Here is a 16338-nt window from a genome sequence, read left to right as displayed (position 1 = left end):
CTAGATCCTTATTTAGGATAGTTAGCCGATACAGCTATTTTTTTGTGTAGCGAAAGGTCGGCAACCTCTAGAAACCTTGATGATTGGGAAGTAATACGATGAGCGCACCAAAGACATGGGAATCCATCATTAATGATGAACGTGAGAAAGAGTATTTCCAAAATGTTCTCACTTTTGTCGAACAGCAACGTAATAGTGGGAAAACTGTCTACCCTCCACAAGATCAGGTGTTCAGTGCCTTTGATATGACACCTTTTGAGTCGGTGCGAGTGGTTATCTTAGGTCAAGACCCTTATCACGGTGCCAATCAAGCGCATGGCTTAGCTTTTTCTGTACTGCCAGGTGTAAAAATTCCACCTTCGCTACGTAATATGTACAAAGAGCTTGCACAAGATATAAAGGGTTTTGAGGCTCCTAGTCATGGTTTTCTTGAATCTTGGGCATCGCAAGGGGTGTTAATGTTGAATACAGTCCTAACGGTAGAAGAGGCGAAAGCACACTCACATGCAAAGTGTGGTTGGGAGAGCTTTACTGATGCGATCATCGCTGAGTTGAATCAGCGTTCTGAACCTATCATCTTCTTGCTTTGGGGAGCGCATGCTCAAAAGAAAGGCCAAGTGATTGATGCCAAAAAACATCATGTGTTGGTTGCACCTCACCCATCGCCATTATCTGCACGTCGTGGTTTCTTCGGTTGTCAGCATTTCTCAACAACTAATCAGCTGCTTTCTTCTATTGATCAACAACCTATCGATTGGCGGCTACCAACAGAATTATAGATTGATGGTTTTCTGAGCAGGGTCAAACCATAAATAAGCATCTTCGTATACACTTGTAAATAGTAGGTGTAATGGAGTGCAATACTATGATGATTGAAAGGATAAGACGAGAGCATGGCTATATGGCTCGTTTGCTCGCGATTCTCAATAATAAGTTAGAGTGTCTAAAACAAGAGCGTGAAATAAACTACAGCCTGATCGCTGAGGTGGTTCATTATTTGATGAATCATTCGGAAAAGGTGCATCATCCTAAAGAAGATGTCATTTATCGGTATTACCTTAAGCAATATGGAAGTGACCAAGTGATTGAAGACTTGGAGCTAGAGCATCAATTGCTTTCGGAAAAAACCGCCGACTTTTTGGGGTTAGTCGATATGATCCTCCAAGATGCGGTAGTTCCTCAGCAAGTGTTTATTGAACAGCTTGAAGCTTTTGTAAAGGCGCAGAGAAAGCACATGGAATATGAAGAGAAGCATGTATTGCCAATGATTATTGAGGAATTTACTGTGAAAGATTGGCAAGAGGTTGAATCGCAATGGCTTCAACCTGAAAACGACCCTGTCTTTGGAGAGACGATTGCTGATCAATACCGCCAGCTTGCAGCTCGTGTACGACAAAATGAACAAGAGTGCGTTTAGTCTATCAGTACAGCTAATATGAGTTTTGAAGCACCTCTATGTTGAGGTGTCTTCTGTATTAGTCGCTTGATACTTGTTGACTCTTTATCTTCGGTCATAGGCGTTCAAAACGATGCTTTGAATTGGCGAGTAATCATATTTAGGACGGTACAAATAGAATAAAAAAGCACCTTTATAGGTGCCTTTTAGTTTTTATTCTATTGTCGTGCTGATTAAAGCTTTATATCGTCGAGGCTGAAGTCGAGGCCTAGGTTCATCTCTCTCAACTCTTTTTCAAGCTGTCTACGGTCGTTGATTGCTTCGATTTCACGCCATTTACGCTTGAGTGGTTTGGAGCGTGTTTTTTGAGTTGCACGAGGTATTTCTAGTTCTGATATTTCATCAAATTGAAAGCTATCCATAAGCCATATCTCCTTCCGTGGGACTCGTTCTTACGAACCATTAAATATCATATTTAAGTCTACAATAACCTTGATTTGTTTCTCATTTGTTTCAAATCCATGAAGCTTTTGTTCTATTTTTTTATGCATGCTCACACATTGTGGTGATTTTTGTGTACAAAAAATGAGCAAACAAACATGAGTAAACGATTAAATTAGTGGTTATTGAATGTTAATTCATTGTGCGAAAGGGATAGCATTCTGATAGTGGTGCATTCAGTTGCACACTGCGCTGCGCGGTATGGGAATCTCATTGTTCTAGAAAAATGCACATATCTTCACTATACCTTGTAAAGCCTAGGCTGACGGTATTTATATAACATGGCGTCCTTGTTTTGTTGGAGGACTGATTTTTGTTGATATTATGTCCCGGTAATGTGACTTTTATTGGGCTTAATTGTTGAGAATTGTGTTAACAAAAGGTGTGTTATTAGTGAAATGTCATTTAAATATAAACTCTATTGCATATTGATTTTTAGGCCGTCTCGCTGCATTATCCGCCCGTCAAAAAATACACTGATACGTAAAATGGATGCATGAAGCGACATTTACAATCTAGATCGCAGCAAATAAATATAAAACTAATGCCGACACAACTATTGACACTGGCATAGGTGATCTAGAGGAAGGCTCGGAAGCAAGATCAGTGCTTAAACTCAATTACGAGGTTCACGTGACAGACTTAATCAATTTGATGAACGATCTCCTTTGGGGATCTATCTTAGTTTACTTACTCGTTGGTGTGGGTATCTACTTCACTGTACGACTAGGCTTCATTCAATTCCGCCATTTCGGCCACATGTTCTCTGTTCTCAGAAACAGCCGTAAAGCAGACAGTGCTGGTATCTCTTCTTTCCAAGCTCTTTGTACTAGTCTTGCTGCTCGTGTCGGTACAGGTAACATGGCAGGTGTTGCTGTAGCACTAACCGCCGGTGGCCCTGGTGCTATCTTCTGGATGTGGCTAATCGCCATGCTAGGTATGGCAACATCATTTGCTGAAAGCACTCTAGCACAGCTATACAAAACGCGTGATAACGACGGTAACTACCGTGGCGGCCCTGCATACTACATGGAGAAAGGCCTAGGTATGCGTTGGATGGGGGTTCTATTCTCTATCTTCCTAATCATCGCATTTGGTCTAGTATTCAACGCGGTTCAAGCAAACGCAATTGCAAGCGCAATGAATACGGCATTCGACTTTGAGCGCGGCTACGTTGGTGTTGGTATCGTAATTATCTCTGCATTCGTTATCTTCGGTGGTATCCGTAAGATCGCTCGTACTGCAGAAATCATTGTTCCAATCATGGCACTGGCTTATTTAGCTATCGCTATCTACGTAATGCTAATGAACATTGAGAAAGTGCCTGAAGTTCTGGCTCTTATCTTCAAGAGTGCTTTTGGTCTGCAAGAAGCAGCCGCGGGTGGCCTAGGTTACGCGATCGCACAAGCAATGATTAACGGCATCAAACGTGGTTTGTTCTCGAACGAAGCGGGTATGGGTTCTGCGCCAAACGCAGCAGCTTCTGCTACGCCTTACCCACCGCATCCAGCATCGCAAGGTTACGTGCAAATGCTAGGCGTATTCATGGACACAATTGTTATCTGTTCAGCAACAGTAGCAATCATCCTAATGTCTGGTGAGTATGTACCACATGGTGAAGTAACGGGTATCGAACTCACGCAACGTGCACTAACGGCACAAGTGGGCGAATGGGGCGGCATCTTTGTAGCGGTAGCGATTTTCTTCTTCGCTTTCACTTCAATCATTGCAAACTACTCGTACGCTGAAACGAACCTTATCTTCCTTGAGCACAACAACAAGAAAGGCCTAGTGCTATTCCGTATCGTTGTTCTGGGTATGGTTATGTTCGGTTCTCTAGCGACATTGCCAACAGTATGGGCACTGGCTGACGTATCGATGGGCCTAATGGCGATTGTAAACTTGGCGGCAATTATCCTGCTATCGGGTATCGTGATTAAGCTAGCGAAAGACTACAACCGTCAACTAGACGCAGGTAAAGTACCAACATTTGATTCGAATGACTTCCCAGAGCTTAAGTCTCAGCTGGAAGACGGTATTTGGGACAACAACAAGAAGTAATCTTGTTGGAGCGATAAACAGCTCATCCTAAAGTGATTAGAAAGGCTAAGGTTTCGACCTTAGCCTTTTTCTTTGCCTGTCATTTGCCTAATTCTGTCTATCAAAGCTCATTCTCCCTATCGAAGTAATAGGAAGAGTCATAAAGACAAGTTGATGTTTTTTCTATACTCTAGCAGCATCCAGTTAGATAACCGATTAGGGTAAAGTTATGTTAGTTGTCGTTTCTCCAGCCAAAACACTTGATTACGAATCACCATTAGCGACTGAACGCTTTAGTCAGCCTGAGTTTGTTGAACACTCTGCTGAGCTGATTGAAGAGTGCCGTAAGCTGACGCCAGTAGATGTTTCTACACTGATGAAAGTCAGCGATAAAATCGCAGGGTTGAACGTAGCGCGCTTTGAGCAGTGGAGCGAGACTTTTACCCAAGACAACGCACGCCAAGCAATCCTAGCCTTTAAGGGCGATGTCTACACTGGCCTAGACGCTGAGACTTTATCGGATGAAGATTTTGACTACGCACAAAACCACCTGCGCATGCTTTCTGGGTTATATGGTTTGCTTAAGCCGTTAGATTTGATGCAGCCATACCGCCTAGAGATGGGGACACGCTTGGCGAATGCTCGTGGTACTAACTTGTATCAGTTCTGGGGTAACATCATCACAGACAAGCTCAATGAAGCGTTGAATGCTCAGGGTGATAATGTGCTGATCAATCTAGCGTCGAACGAATACTTTAAAGCCGTGAAGCCGAAGAACCTTGACGGCCAAGTGATTACCCCAGTATTTAAAGATTGTAAGAACGGTCAATACAAGGTGATCAGTTTCTACGCGAAGAAAGCGCGCGGCATGATGGCTCGCTACATTATCGAGAACAAAATTGATTCGGTAGAAGCGCTAACTCAATTTGATACGGCGGGTTACTATTTCGTTGAAGAAGAGTCGAATGCGAAAGAGCTTGTTTTCAAGCGTGAAGAGCAAAACTAGCAGCCCTTGGCTAACGAGTTAGTCTCGGCTTTAGCCTGTAATTAAAATTAGAGACGAATTATTTAGCCAGATAACAGGCCAGACAATAATAAGCTAGACAAAGAAAAGCCCCATGCAGCGAACTGCATGGGGCTTTTTTATGGAATCGTTGAAGCAGTTAGATTATTTCTTCTTTGCTGCTTTCTTTTTCTTAGCGATTTTTTTCTTCTTCGCGATTTTTTGTTTCTCTACCGCTTTCTTGTCTTCTTTCTTCGGTTTCTTCTTCTTAGTCACGGCCGCTTTCTTATGTGTTGGACGCATACCTTCGACAAAGCGCTCTTTGATCGGTTCTTCAGTGTAACGAGCTACACGCTCAATCATCAGCTGGTCGTGCGCTTCAATGATAGAAACCGCGTTACCTTTTTTACCAGCACGAGCAGTACGGCCAATACGGTGCAGGTAGACATCAGCAGTACGTGGCATGTCGTAGTTGATTACGTGGCTTACGTCTGGAAGGTCGATACCACGTGCAGCAACGTCAGTCGCGAGAAGTACGTTTACCGAACCGTCACGAAAACGAGCAATCGCATTGTTACGGCGATCTTGAGGCATTTCACCTTGGATCCATGCACATGGGATTTGCGCGCTTTCAAGTTGAGCTCGTAGATCACCTAGGCGATCACGAGTTTTCAAGAAGATGATGCTGCGCTCAGCTTGTTCAGTGATGATATGTTTTAGGATATCAAGTTTGTGTTTAGCTGAATCGGCACGGTGATACCACTGAGTGATCTTCTTACGCTCACGAAGCGATGATTTAGCATCGATCTCCGCTGGGTTTTTAAGTAGATCTTCAGTGAAGCCCTCAATACCTTTACCTTCTAGTGTTGCTGAGAACAGTAAAGTTTGTTTACGCCAGCGACACTCTGCTGACAAACGGTCAACGACAGGACCAAAGCCCATGTCTAGCATGCGGTCTGCTTCATCCAGAACTAACCATTCAATCGCACGACAATCGAAACGCTCACCTTCAATGTATTCCATTAAACGACCAGGTGTTGCGACTACGATATCTTGAGTTGTACTTAAGATATCTGCGTGCTCTTGGTACATCACACCGCCCGTGATCGTGAAGATGTTCAGGCTGGTGTATTTAGCAAGTTCACGTGCTTGTTCGGTGATCTGCATTGCCAGCTCGCGCGTTGGCGTTAGGATAAGCATACGTGCAGGGCCAGATTTCTTACGTGGGAAATCCAGTAGGTATTGCAGTGCTGGCAATACAAATGATGCTGTTTTACCAGTACCTGTTGGCGCAGAAGCCAAAACGTCTCTTCCATCTAACGCTTGTGGGATTGCTTCAGCTTGTATCTGTGTTGGGCGTTCGTAGCCCATTTCGTCAATTGCTTTAAGCAGCTCTTGGTTTAGATCGAGTTCTGCAAAGGTTCTGATCACTGTTGTTTCTCCACAAGCAATAAATGTTTCTGCCTCAAAAAGCAGACGATAAAAAAGAGTAGTCGGACATTATAGAAGCATTAGTGATTAGGATCACATGGTATTTGCTACATCTTGAGATAAAAATCTTTAGTAAGGGCAATAAATGCCTCGCTATAACCATTATTGTTGTGGATCGTGAGCGATTCACACTGCAAATCTTGCTCGCAAGCAGGATCTTTAGATAACTCAAACAAAATTCGGCTAGCGGGTTTTTTGTTTGTTGTTTTCACATCAAGGCGTTTTGCTAGATACCAACCACATTGCTGGGCAAGCTTGATGAAACCTTCTCCTTCTGGAGTCGGCAGTATGAAGCTTGCGGTTGCATTTTCTGTGGTAAGTTCGAAACAACGCATGGCAAGCTGAAGGTGATCCAAGCTTCCTGTATGTCTGGCCGTTGCTCTTTGGCTTTGCTGCGCCTGTTCACCAGAGTTGAAGTAGGGTGGGTTACAGATAATCGCATCAAATCTTTGTGAAAAATCCGCCGTTAACACACTGCCATGATGAAGAGAGATGCGATCTTGCCACTGCGACTGCTCAATGTTGATTGTCGCCGCATCAATCGCGTGCAGATCAATATCGATCGCAAAGATAGAGGCATCTTCATAGCGTTGTGCCGTCATCAAGGCTAATAAGCCTGTTCCTGTCCCTATGTCGAGTACCGATGATTTCGGTGCAAGGTTAGTCCACGCTCCAAGTAGTACGCCATCGGTGCTAACGGGCATGCCGCTTTGTCCACCGTAAATAGAGAATTTTTTAAAATTGAAGCTTTTGGTTTCTATTGTTTTGTCTTTCATGAATGTTCTGAGTATCGAGAATTTTTAAGTGATTAGCTCTAATGTTAATTAGTTGTATGAATCAATGTTCTGTTTGGAAAGCTATTGTTGTAAATTGTGGTTAGTTTATAATTGCGTCTATTTTTCTGTATCCAGTGGAATCCACTGCTTTTGGTTCTCATATGCAAATTTATATGGTGTTTTTTTGTGGTGACTTGCAGCTAGCCAAGTGTTTCGTCATTATGCGCGACTATTTTATAGATTGATTGGCAGCTTTGAGCTGTAACATTCATGTAAGCACAACATAAACTCATAAATATAATTAAGGATTATCTGTGAAACAGAGTCTAAAACTAACAGATATAATGGCATTGGGCTTTATGCTTTTTGCGTTTTTCTTAGGTGCGGGTAATATCATCTTCCCACCTCTTGCTGGTCAATTAGCTGGTGACCATTTCCTTCCAGCGATGTTTGGTTTCTTGCTGACCGCCGTTGGTCTGCCATTAATCACTATCGTTGCTGTGGCTGTGGCTGGTGGCTCTTGGGGTCATCTAACCAAAGATCTTCCTAAGCGAGCAGCTACCATTATGGCTGTGCTGATCTTTATTATCATTGGTCCTGCATTTGCTGCACCGCGTACCGGTCTTGTTGCTTATGAGATGGCGGTGAAACCGTTCTTCATCGATGCCTCTCAAGCTCACCTTACGTTCTTTTCGATTGCATTTTTTGTTGTAGCGATGTTCTTCTCATGGTCTCAAGGTAAGCTAATCGACGTTATTGGTAAGGTGCTTACACCTGTACTATTCGTTGGTTTAGTTGTATTGGCGATTGCTGTGTTTGTTAACCCTCAAGGCGACATTTTTGCGGCACACGGAGAATATATCACTCAGCCACTAACCAAAGGTTTCCTTGAAGGTTACAACACCATGGATACTTTTGCTTCTTTGATGTTCGGCATGCTGATTGTTGATGCGATTCGCAGCAAAGGAATTACTGATCGCGCGGCAACGACTAAGTATTTAATCAGCGCAGGTTGTATTGCTGCAGCTGGTCTAGCGTTTGTTTACATCTCTTTGTTCTTCTTAGGCGCAACGAGTGCAACAGTAGCTGCAGGTGCTGACAATGGCGGTGCTATCCTAAGCCTTTACGTTCAATCACTATTTGGCCCATCTGGTCAGCTAGTACTTTCAGTGATCGTATTGCTAGCATGTCTAACAACGGCAATCGGCCTTGTTTCAGCATGTTCTGATTATTTCAGCTCGCTAACGCCTCTGTCTTACAAGACTTGGGTAATCATCAATGGTGTAGCTTGTGCAACCGTTGCGAACGTTGGCCTTTCTCAGCTGATTTCTCTATCTGTTCCAGTACTGTTTGCACTGTACCCAGTAGCAATCGCATTGGTAGCACTGACGTTCTTGCGCAGCCGCTTCCCTAATCCAAAAGCGGCTTACCGTGTGGTTGTTTTAGTGTCACTGATGTTTGCTCTTATTGATGGCGCTAAAGTTGCGGGTATCGATGTATCTGCACTTAACATGCTTCCGCTATTTGAGTTCGGTATGGGTTGGTTATTGCCAACGACTGCAGCAATCATCTGTATGTTCTTTGTTGGTAAAGCAACAGAGCAAGAGATGGCTGAAGAGACTGTTTAATCTTCCGTTAAGATTAAATCGTTAGCCCGTATTCAATATAAAGTTGAATAGAAAAGGCCTCATTACTTTGCAGTGATGAGGCCTTTTTGTATCTAATCGATCATGTTTTTTCGGCTTAGGGTTAGAAACTCGCGCTTAATTCTTAACGCTTAGCTTTAAGAAAACTGAACTTAAAGCTTTTCGCTGTACTCGACGAGTACTTGTTCAACCCAAGTTGCGATGCGTTCGTCGCTGAGTTCGTACTGTGAATCTTCATCCAGAGCTAAGCCGACGAACTGAGATTTGTCTTCCGTTAACGCTTTAGATGCTTCAAACTCGTAGCTGTCATCGTTTGGCCAGAAGCCGACAAATTCAGCGCCTGCGGTTTTCAGTTCATCATGCAATAGTCCCATCGCATCTAAGAACCATTCACCGTAGCCCTCTTGATCACCTAGACCAAACAGAGCCACAACCTTGCCTTTCATTGGCGTGGTTGCGATGTCTTCCCACAGCTCATTCCAATCTTCTTGAATTTCACCGAAATCCCAAGTAGAAATCCCTAGCAACAAAAGGTCGTAGTCCGCCATCAATGAAAGAGGGGTTTCTTTCACGTTATGGATATCAACTAGGTCTTCACCAATTATGCCGCGAATTTTTTCTGCTGCCATTTCTGTGTAGCAGGTGGTTGAGCCGTAAAATAATCCAATTTTCATAGCAAACGTTCGATTTTAATTTCAGATGGCGAATTCTAACCATAAATCGACTTCGATTGCAGCGATTATCCGCTCAAGTCGTAATTTTTATGGCATTCATATTTGCTCTGGCATACTCTCAAAACAGTTTCCAATATTGTGAGTAACACTATGCAGTCGCCTCAAGGGCAGAGCGCAGACCACGGTCTCGTTGAGCAGTTTTTAGATGCTATGTGGATGGAGCGAGGATTATCTGAAAATACCCTCGTCTCGTATCGTACTGATTTATCCAAGTTATTAGCGTGGATGGAAAAGAACAATTATCGCCTCGACTTCATTAGCCTTTCTGGTTTACAGGATTATCAAGGCTGGTTAGCTGACGCTGATTTTAAGCAGACTTCTCGTGCTCGCATGCTGTCGGCAATTCGTCGCTTATTTCAATATTTACACCGCGAGAAAATTCGAGGAGATGATCCCAGTGCCTTGTTGATCAGCCCTAAGTTGCCGCAACGCTTACCGAAAGATTTGAGCGAAGAACAGGTTGATGCCTTGCTTGAAGCGCCTGATCCGGACGATCCTATTGAGCTTCGTGATAAGGCGATGCTTGAATTACTCTATGCGACGGGTTTACGTGTTACGGAACTGGTCAGCTTAACCATGGAAAACATCAGCTTAAGACAAGGCGTAGTACGTGTTATCGGTAAAGGCGGTAAAGAACGCTTGGTTCCCATGGGCGAAAATGCCGTGGATTGGATAGAGACTTTTATTGAACAAGGTCGCCCACAACTACTCGGCGACAATAGCTCTGATGTGGTTTTTCCGAGCAAGCGTGCCAAGCAAATGACCCGTCAGACGTTTTGGTATCGTATTAAGCACTATTCAGTTGTGGCTGGTATTGATACTGAATTACTGTCACCACACGTATTAAGACACGCTTTTGCCACGCATTTACTGAACTATGGCGCAGATCTCAGGGTCGTACAGATGTTGCTGGGGCATAGTGACTTATCGACAACCCAAATTTATACTCACGTGGCGACCGAGAGGCTGAAGCAAATTCACGCTCAGCATCATCCACGTGCTTAAATCCATTTATTTTTAAGGTGAACTTAATGAGCGTATTACGCCGTCTTCCTCTATTAGCGTTTCCTCTTATGATTACTGCATGTAATGCATCAGAAGCGAAAGTAGAACCAACATCAACAGCCGTAGAAGTTGCTTCAGCTCAAGCTATTGATACCGCTGCGTTAACTAAGCGCTTTGAAAAAATCGGTATTAAAGTCGATAAGATCGTTCCTTCAGATATTGATGGCCTGCTGGAGGTTCAAACGAACAGCGGCATTATCTTTTCTTCTCCAGAAGGTGATCATTTTATCGCGGGTACTCTTTACTCTTTGGACGACAACGGCAAGTTCAGTGATGTTTTGGCTGAGCGTCAAGCGCCGTTGAATGCTGAAAAAGTCGCGGCAATGTCAGATACGGTTATCGAATATAAAGCCGATAATGAAAAGTACTTTGTGACTGTATTTACTGACATTACGTGTGGTTACTGTGTTCGTCTGCATAGCCAAATGCAAGGCTATAACGACTTAGGAATTACTGTTCGCTACATGGCTTACCCGCGCCAAGGCGCAACTGGACAAGTTGCCGACCAAATGGCGGCAATTTGGGCTTCTGACGATCCAAAAGAAGCCATGCACGATGTGAAAGTCAATCGTCAAATGCCAGCTTCTGGTAAAAACCTAGCAGAGCAAAAGCAGATCATCGCTAAGCAATACCAATTAGGCCGTGAGCTTGGTATTAATGGCACTCCAGCTATCGTGCTAGCAAGTGGTGAATTGGTGAGTGGTTACTTACCACCAGCACAACTGCTTCAACGTTTAGAGCAGTAATCTTCATTTCTGTATTACCAACATATTCCCCATGTTTTTGATTTAAGGAGTGGCCTGATTGATATCGGGCCCATTTTTATATGATAGAGATCCAACGCCGTCCTGAGGTCGATACTTCAGTTTTACCTGCTCATTTACCTGACTTGTTAAAGCGCATCTATGTGAGTCGCGGAATCAACAGTGCCGACCAATTAGAGACAGCAGCGAAAGGCCTACACTCTTATCAAAAACTGGGTGGTATCGATGCTGCGGTTGAATTATTGTTCAAAGCCATTCAGCAGCAAAAACGCATTATCATCGTTGGTGATTTTGATGCTGATGGTGCGACCAGTTCTGCTTTGTCGGTATTGGCACTGCGCATGCTGGGTAGTTCGAATGTTGATTATCTGGTACCAAACCGTTTTGAAGATGGCTATGGTTTGAGTCCTGAAGTTGTCGTACAGGCTATCGAACTTGGCGCTGAGGTCATCATGACGGTCGACAACGGTGTCTCTTCGATTGAAGGGGTTCGTTTTGCTAAAGAGAAAGGATTAGAAGTTTTAGTTACTGACCATCATTTACCGGGTCATGAGTTGCCCATCGTCGATGCGATGGTCAATCCGAACCTTGAAAGCTGCGCTTTTCCATCAAAGGCTTTAGCGGGGGTTGGTGTCGCCTTTTATTTGATGATGGCGCTTTGTGTTCATATGCGTAAGTTGAATTGGTTTGCAGAACGCGGCATGACAGAACCTAAGTTGATGGAACTGATTGACCTTGTGGCTCTGGGCACCGTTGCCGATGTAGTCCCGCTTGATGAAAACAACCGAATTTTGGTACATCAAGGGTTGCAGCGTATTCGTGCAGGTAAAGCTCGTCCGGGTATTCAAGCTTTGATTGAAATTGCCAAGCGAGACGCTAAGCGTTTAGTCGCATCTGATTTTGGCTTTGCACTTGGTCCTCGCATTAATGCGGCCGGCAGACTGGACGATATGTCTTTTGGTGTTGAGTTGCTAATGAGTAACAACATCCATGCTGCACGTCGAATGGCGAGTGAGCTGGATGGTTTGAACCAAACACGTAAAGAGATCGAAGAGGGTATGAAGCAAGAAGCGATGGCTTTTTGTGAGCGCCTTGAGTTTGGTAAAGACGATCTGCCTTCGGGTTTAGCGTTGTTCCAGCGTGATTGGCATCAAGGTGTGATTGGTATCTTGGCTTCGCGCATCAAAGATAAATACCATCGTCCAGTGATTGCTTTCGCTGATGGTGGGGAAGGGAGCATAAAGGGCTCTTGTCGTTCGATTCCGGGTTTACATATGCGTGATGCGTTGGACCGAATCGACACTCAAAACCCAGGTTTGATCTTGAAGTTTGGTGGCCATGCGATGGCGGCAGGCTTAACCATCATGGAAAAGGACTTTGATCGCTTCAGTAAGCTGTTTAACGATGTCGTGAAGAATGAGCTTGGAGAAACAGCACTGAAGGGCATTATCTTGTCTGATGGTGAGTTGTTACCTGAAGAGTTCTCAATGCACACCGCCGAAACGCTTCGTTCAGGTGGTCCGTGGGGACAAGCTTTCCCTGAGCCAATCTTCGATGGTGAATTTAAAGTACTGCATCAAAAGTTGGTGGGTGAAAAACATCTTAAGTTGATGTTGGAGCCGCTCTACAAAGGTCACCCGACCAATGTGATGATTGATGGTATCGCCTTTAATGTGGACCTACGCCGCTGGCCTGATGCTTCGGTGAAAACTGTGCACCTTGCATTTAAGCTCGATATTAACGAGTTTCGTGGCAACCAATCTTTGCAGCTGATGATTGATTACATCGAGGCCAAATAGTTCTTTTTAGACTCAACAATTCTCATCATATAGCGCCAAATTCAACAAGCTTTGTTCAAAAACAGAGCTTGTTCTCTTCCCTTCCCTTACAAATTTTACGTGTTTTTTCTGCCTGTCAATTTTATATCCCATTAAGTTATTGAATCTTGGTTCACCGCTCTAAAAAATTCTGTATCTCCGTCACACTTTTGAGTACAATTCTTCGGTTAAATTCTACTCATAAATGATGAGCTAAAATGTTTGAAATCAATCCTATAAAAAACCGTCTGCAGGATGTGTCTGAGCGCACAAATATCCTGAGGGGGTATCTTTGACTATGACGCTAAGAAAGAGCGTCTAGAAGAAGTAAACGCAGAATTAGAACAACCGGATGTATGGAACGAACCTGAGCGTGCTCAAGCGCTAGGTAAAGAACGTTCTGCATTGGAAGCGGTAGTAGAAACAATCGACCAACTTGACCAGGGCGTTGAGGATGTTGATGGCCTATTAGAGCTTGCGGTTGAAGAAGAAGATCAAGAAACGTTCGATGAGATTGAACCAGAACTCGCCGAGCTTGAAGCTAAGCTAGAGAAGCTGGAATTCCGTCGTATGTTCTCTGGTGATCACGATGCATCAGATTGCTACATCGATTTACAGTCAGGCTCGGGCGGTACAGAAGCTCAAGACTGGACTTCAATGATGTTGCGTATGTACTTACGTTGGGCTGATTCGAAAGGCTTCAAGACTGAAGTTATCGAGGTGTCTGATGGTGATGTTGCTGGCCTTAAAGGTGCAACGGTACGTATCTCTGGTGAGTACGCTTACGGTTGGTTACGTACAGAGACTGGTGTTCACCGTCTAGTTCGTAAGTCACCATTTGATTCAAGTGGTCGTCGTCATACTTCATTTGCCTCTGCGTTTATCTATCCTGAGATTGATGACAACATTACGATCGACATTAATCCTTCTGACTTACGTATTGATGTATACCGTGCCTCTGGCGCTGGTGGTCAGCACGTAAACACCACGGAATCAGCGGTACGTATTACTCACGTTCCGACTAACACCGTGGTTCAGTGTCAGAATGACCGTTCGCAGCATAAGAACAAAGATCAAGCGATGAAGCAGCTACGTGCTAAGCTTTTTGAACTTGAGATTCAAAAACAAAATGCTGAAAAACAAGCGAGCGAAGAAACGAAATCAGACATCGGTTGGGGCAGTCAGATCCGCTCTTACGTACTGGATGATTCTCGTATCAAAGATTTACGCACCGGCATCGAAAACCGTAACACTCAAGCGGTTCTTGACGGTGACTTAGACAAGTTTATTGAAGCTAGCCTGAAATCAGGTCTGTAAGCTTTATCAACTATTAAGCTTTACCAATAATATTGGTAAAAATGCCTATATTTGAAAAAATATAGCTGTCCAAATTATAAAAGCAGGGTACATCTCTAATGACTGATGCTGTTCAAAACGAAAACGCACAAGAAGCTTCTTCACCTGAAGAGAACAAACTAATCGCTGAGCGCCGCAGCAAGCTGGATCACATCCGCCAAAACTGCAAAGCTAACGGTCACCCAAATGACTTCCGTCGTGAGCACCTAGCTGGCGACCTTCAAGCGGAATTCGGTGAGAAGACTAAGGAAGAGCTCGAAGAGCTTAACCACATCGTTGCGATCGCTGGTCGTATTATGGCGAAGCGTGGTCCATTCCTTGCGATTCAAGAAACTTCTGGTCGTATCCAAGCATACGCAGCGAAAGATGTTCAAAAAGTACTAAAAGAGAAGTACCAAGGCCTAGATATCGGTGACATCATCGGTGTTAAAGGTGCGCTTCACAAATCAGGTAAAGGCGACCTTTACGTGAACATGGAAGAGTTTGAATTGCTAACGAAAGCACTTCGTCCTCTGCCAGAGAAGTTCCACGGTCTAACTGACCAAGAGATGCGTTACCGTCAGCGTTACGTTGATCTAATCGTGAACGAAGACTCTCGTAACACATTCATCGTGCGTTCTAAGCTTGTGTCTTCAATCCGTAACTTCATGAGCTCAAAAGGCTACCTAGAAGTTGAAACGCCAATGATGCACGTGATCCCAGGCGGTGCAACAGCACGTCCATTCATCACTCATCACAACGCACTAGACATCGACATGTACCTACGTGTTGCACCTGAGCTTTACCTTAAGCGTCTAGTGGTTGGTGGTTTTGACCGTGTATTCGAGATCAACCGTAACTTCCGTAACGAAGGTCTCTCTCCACGTCACAACCCAGAATTCACAATGATGGAATTCTACCAAGCGTACTCTGACTACAAAGATCTAATGGATCTAACGGAAGAGATGCTAAGCACAGCAGCAATGGACGTTCTTGGTTCTACTTCTATGCCTTACGGTGAGGAAACAGTTGAGTTCGGTGGCACTTACGCTCGCATGAGCATGTTCGATGCAATCAAACACTACACTCCTGAAAATGCAAACATTCAAGCTTTGACTGAAGATGATCTTCAGAACAGAGAATTGATGGTTAAAATTGCAGAAGAAGTAGGTCTGTACGTTGAGAAGTTTTGGACGTGTGGTCAGCTTCTTGAAGAGATCTTTGGTGAAACGGCTGAGCCTCAGCTAATTCAACCAACGTTCATCACTGGCTACCCAGCGGACATCTCTCCTCTAGCACGTCGTAGCGATGACAACCCATTCTTCACAGACCGTTTTGAGTTCTTCATCGGTGGCCGTGAAGTCGCGAACGGTTTCTCTGAGCTTAACGATGCACAAGATCAAGACGAACGTTTCAAAGCGCAAGTTAACGCGAAAGACGCGGGTGATGATGAAGCTATGTACTACGATGCAGACTACATTACAGCACTAGAGCACGGCCTACCGCCAACAGCGGGTCAAGGTATCGGTATCGACCGTCTAGCGATGCTATTTACAAACACGCACACAATTCGTGATGTGATTTTGTTCCCGGCAATGCGCCCACAAGCGTAATTTTCGCTTACGGTTTGTAACAAACGCGTTAATTGAAAAGCCACCTTCGGGTGGCTTTTCTGCTTTTATGACTTTAAAACCTTGCTTGCACCGCACTCTTGATTCGAAAAATCACTATTTCTGACATAGTCTTACTATTGAGACGAAAAATCTAAGA

General features: G+C 44.1%; 14 protein-coding genes. 10 read left to right on the top strand and 4 right to left on the bottom strand.

Annotated features, from left to right (window positions below):
* Positions 1-98 precede the first annotated feature (98 nt).
* Entirely contained in the window at positions 99-779 is a 681-nt protein-coding gene (gene ung / locus OCW38_RS12255; RefSeq protein WP_010434799.1) for a uracil-DNA glycosylase, read from the top strand.
* An 86-nt stretch (positions 780-865) separates the two neighbouring features.
* Positions 866-1417 carry a hemerythrin domain-containing protein gene (locus tag OCW38_RS12250; RefSeq protein ID WP_010434801.1) on the top strand — a complete coding sequence of 184 codons (552 nt, stop codon included), beginning with the start codon at positions 866-868 and terminating at the stop codon, positions 1415-1417.
* A gap of 212 nt (positions 1418-1629) precedes the next feature.
* Here OCW38_RS12250 and OCW38_RS12245 read toward each other — a convergent pair whose 3' ends face one another.
* A complete protein-coding gene (locus OCW38_RS12245) occupies positions 1630-1818 on the bottom strand; it encodes a DUF3545 family protein (protein ID WP_010434803.1) in 189 nt (62 codons plus the stop codon).
* A 712-nt stretch (positions 1819-2530) separates the two neighbouring features.
* Between OCW38_RS12245 and OCW38_RS12240 the strand changes: the two genes are divergently transcribed.
* Together OCW38_RS12240 and yaaA are read left to right on the top strand one after the other, a co-directional pair.
* The gene (locus tag OCW38_RS12240) at positions 2531-3958 is read left to right on the top strand and encodes an alanine/glycine:cation symporter family protein (protein WP_010434805.1); all 1428 of its coding nucleotides are present in this window, start codon (positions 2531-2533) and stop codon (positions 3956-3958) included.
* A gap of 208 nt (positions 3959-4166) precedes the next feature.
* Positions 4167-4943 (top strand): peroxide stress protein YaaA, encoded by a 777-nt coding sequence (gene yaaA, locus OCW38_RS12235; protein WP_016767738.1) that lies wholly within the window; start codon positions 4167-4169, stop codon positions 4941-4943.
* 162 nt (positions 4944-5105) lie between these two features.
* Here yaaA and srmB read toward each other — a convergent pair whose 3' ends face one another.
* Positions 5106-6371 carry an ATP-dependent RNA helicase SrmB gene (gene srmB / locus OCW38_RS12230; protein WP_261894202.1) on the bottom strand — a complete coding sequence of 422 codons (1266 nt, stop codon included), beginning with the start codon at positions 6369-6371 and terminating at the stop codon, positions 5106-5108.
* 107 nt (positions 6372-6478) lie between these two features.
* A complete protein-coding gene (locus tag OCW38_RS12225; protein WP_016785651.1) occupies positions 6479-7207 on the bottom strand; it encodes a tRNA1(Val) (adenine(37)-N6)-methyltransferase in 729 nt (242 codons plus the stop codon).
* Between the two features lie 314 nt (positions 7208-7521).
* Between OCW38_RS12225 and brnQ the strand changes: the two genes are divergently transcribed.
* Positions 7522-8835, top strand: a complete 1314-nt coding sequence (gene brnQ / locus OCW38_RS12220) for a branched-chain amino acid transport system II carrier protein (RefSeq protein WP_010434813.1) — start codon at positions 7522-7524, stop codon at positions 8833-8835.
* A 170-nt stretch (positions 8836-9005) separates the two neighbouring features.
* Here brnQ and fldB read toward each other — a convergent pair whose 3' ends face one another.
* Complete coding sequence (fldB, locus tag OCW38_RS12215) at positions 9006-9527, bottom strand: flavodoxin FldB (RefSeq protein ID WP_016767735.1); 522 nt, start codon at positions 9525-9527, stop codon at positions 9006-9008.
* A gap of 150 nt (positions 9528-9677) precedes the next feature.
* Here fldB and xerD point away from each other — a divergent pair, with 150 nt between their 5' ends.
* The 5 genes from xerD (at position 9678) to lysS (ending at position 16181) form a co-directional block, all read left to right on the top strand.
* Entirely contained in the window at positions 9678-10592 is a 915-nt protein-coding gene (gene xerD / locus OCW38_RS12210; RefSeq protein WP_261894199.1) for a site-specific tyrosine recombinase XerD, read from the top strand.
* Positions 10593-10618: 26 nt separating this feature from the next.
* A complete protein-coding gene (locus OCW38_RS12205) occupies positions 10619-11398 on the top strand; it encodes a thioredoxin fold domain-containing protein (RefSeq protein ID WP_261894194.1) in 780 nt (259 codons plus the stop codon).
* Between the two features lie 80 nt (positions 11399-11478).
* Complete coding sequence (gene recJ, locus OCW38_RS12200) at positions 11479-13215, top strand: single-stranded-DNA-specific exonuclease RecJ (protein WP_010434818.1); 1737 nt, start codon at positions 11479-11481, stop codon at positions 13213-13215.
* A gap of 236 nt (positions 13216-13451) precedes the next feature.
* A protein-coding gene (prfB, locus tag OCW38_RS12195) for a peptide chain release factor 2 (protein ID WP_100208942.1) occupies positions 13452-14550 on the top strand; the annotation gives its coding sequence in 2 pieces (ribosomal slippage) (positions 13452-13526 and positions 13528-14550; 1098 coding nt in all).
* Positions 14551-14648: 98 nt separating this feature from the next.
* The gene (gene lysS / locus OCW38_RS12190; RefSeq protein ID WP_010434820.1) at positions 14649-16181 is read left to right on the top strand and encodes a lysine--tRNA ligase; all 1533 of its coding nucleotides are present in this window, start codon (positions 14649-14651) and stop codon (positions 16179-16181) included.
* Positions 16182-16338 lie beyond the last annotated feature (157 nt).

This window comes from Vibrio cyclitrophicus (assembly GCF_024347435.1).
GTDB classification, from domain to species: Bacteria; Pseudomonadota; Gammaproteobacteria; order Enterobacterales; family Vibrionaceae; genus Vibrio; species Vibrio cyclitrophicus.
The sequence above is the reverse complement of the archived record's forward strand: the minus strand, read 5'-3'. Positions and strand labels throughout refer to the sequence as shown.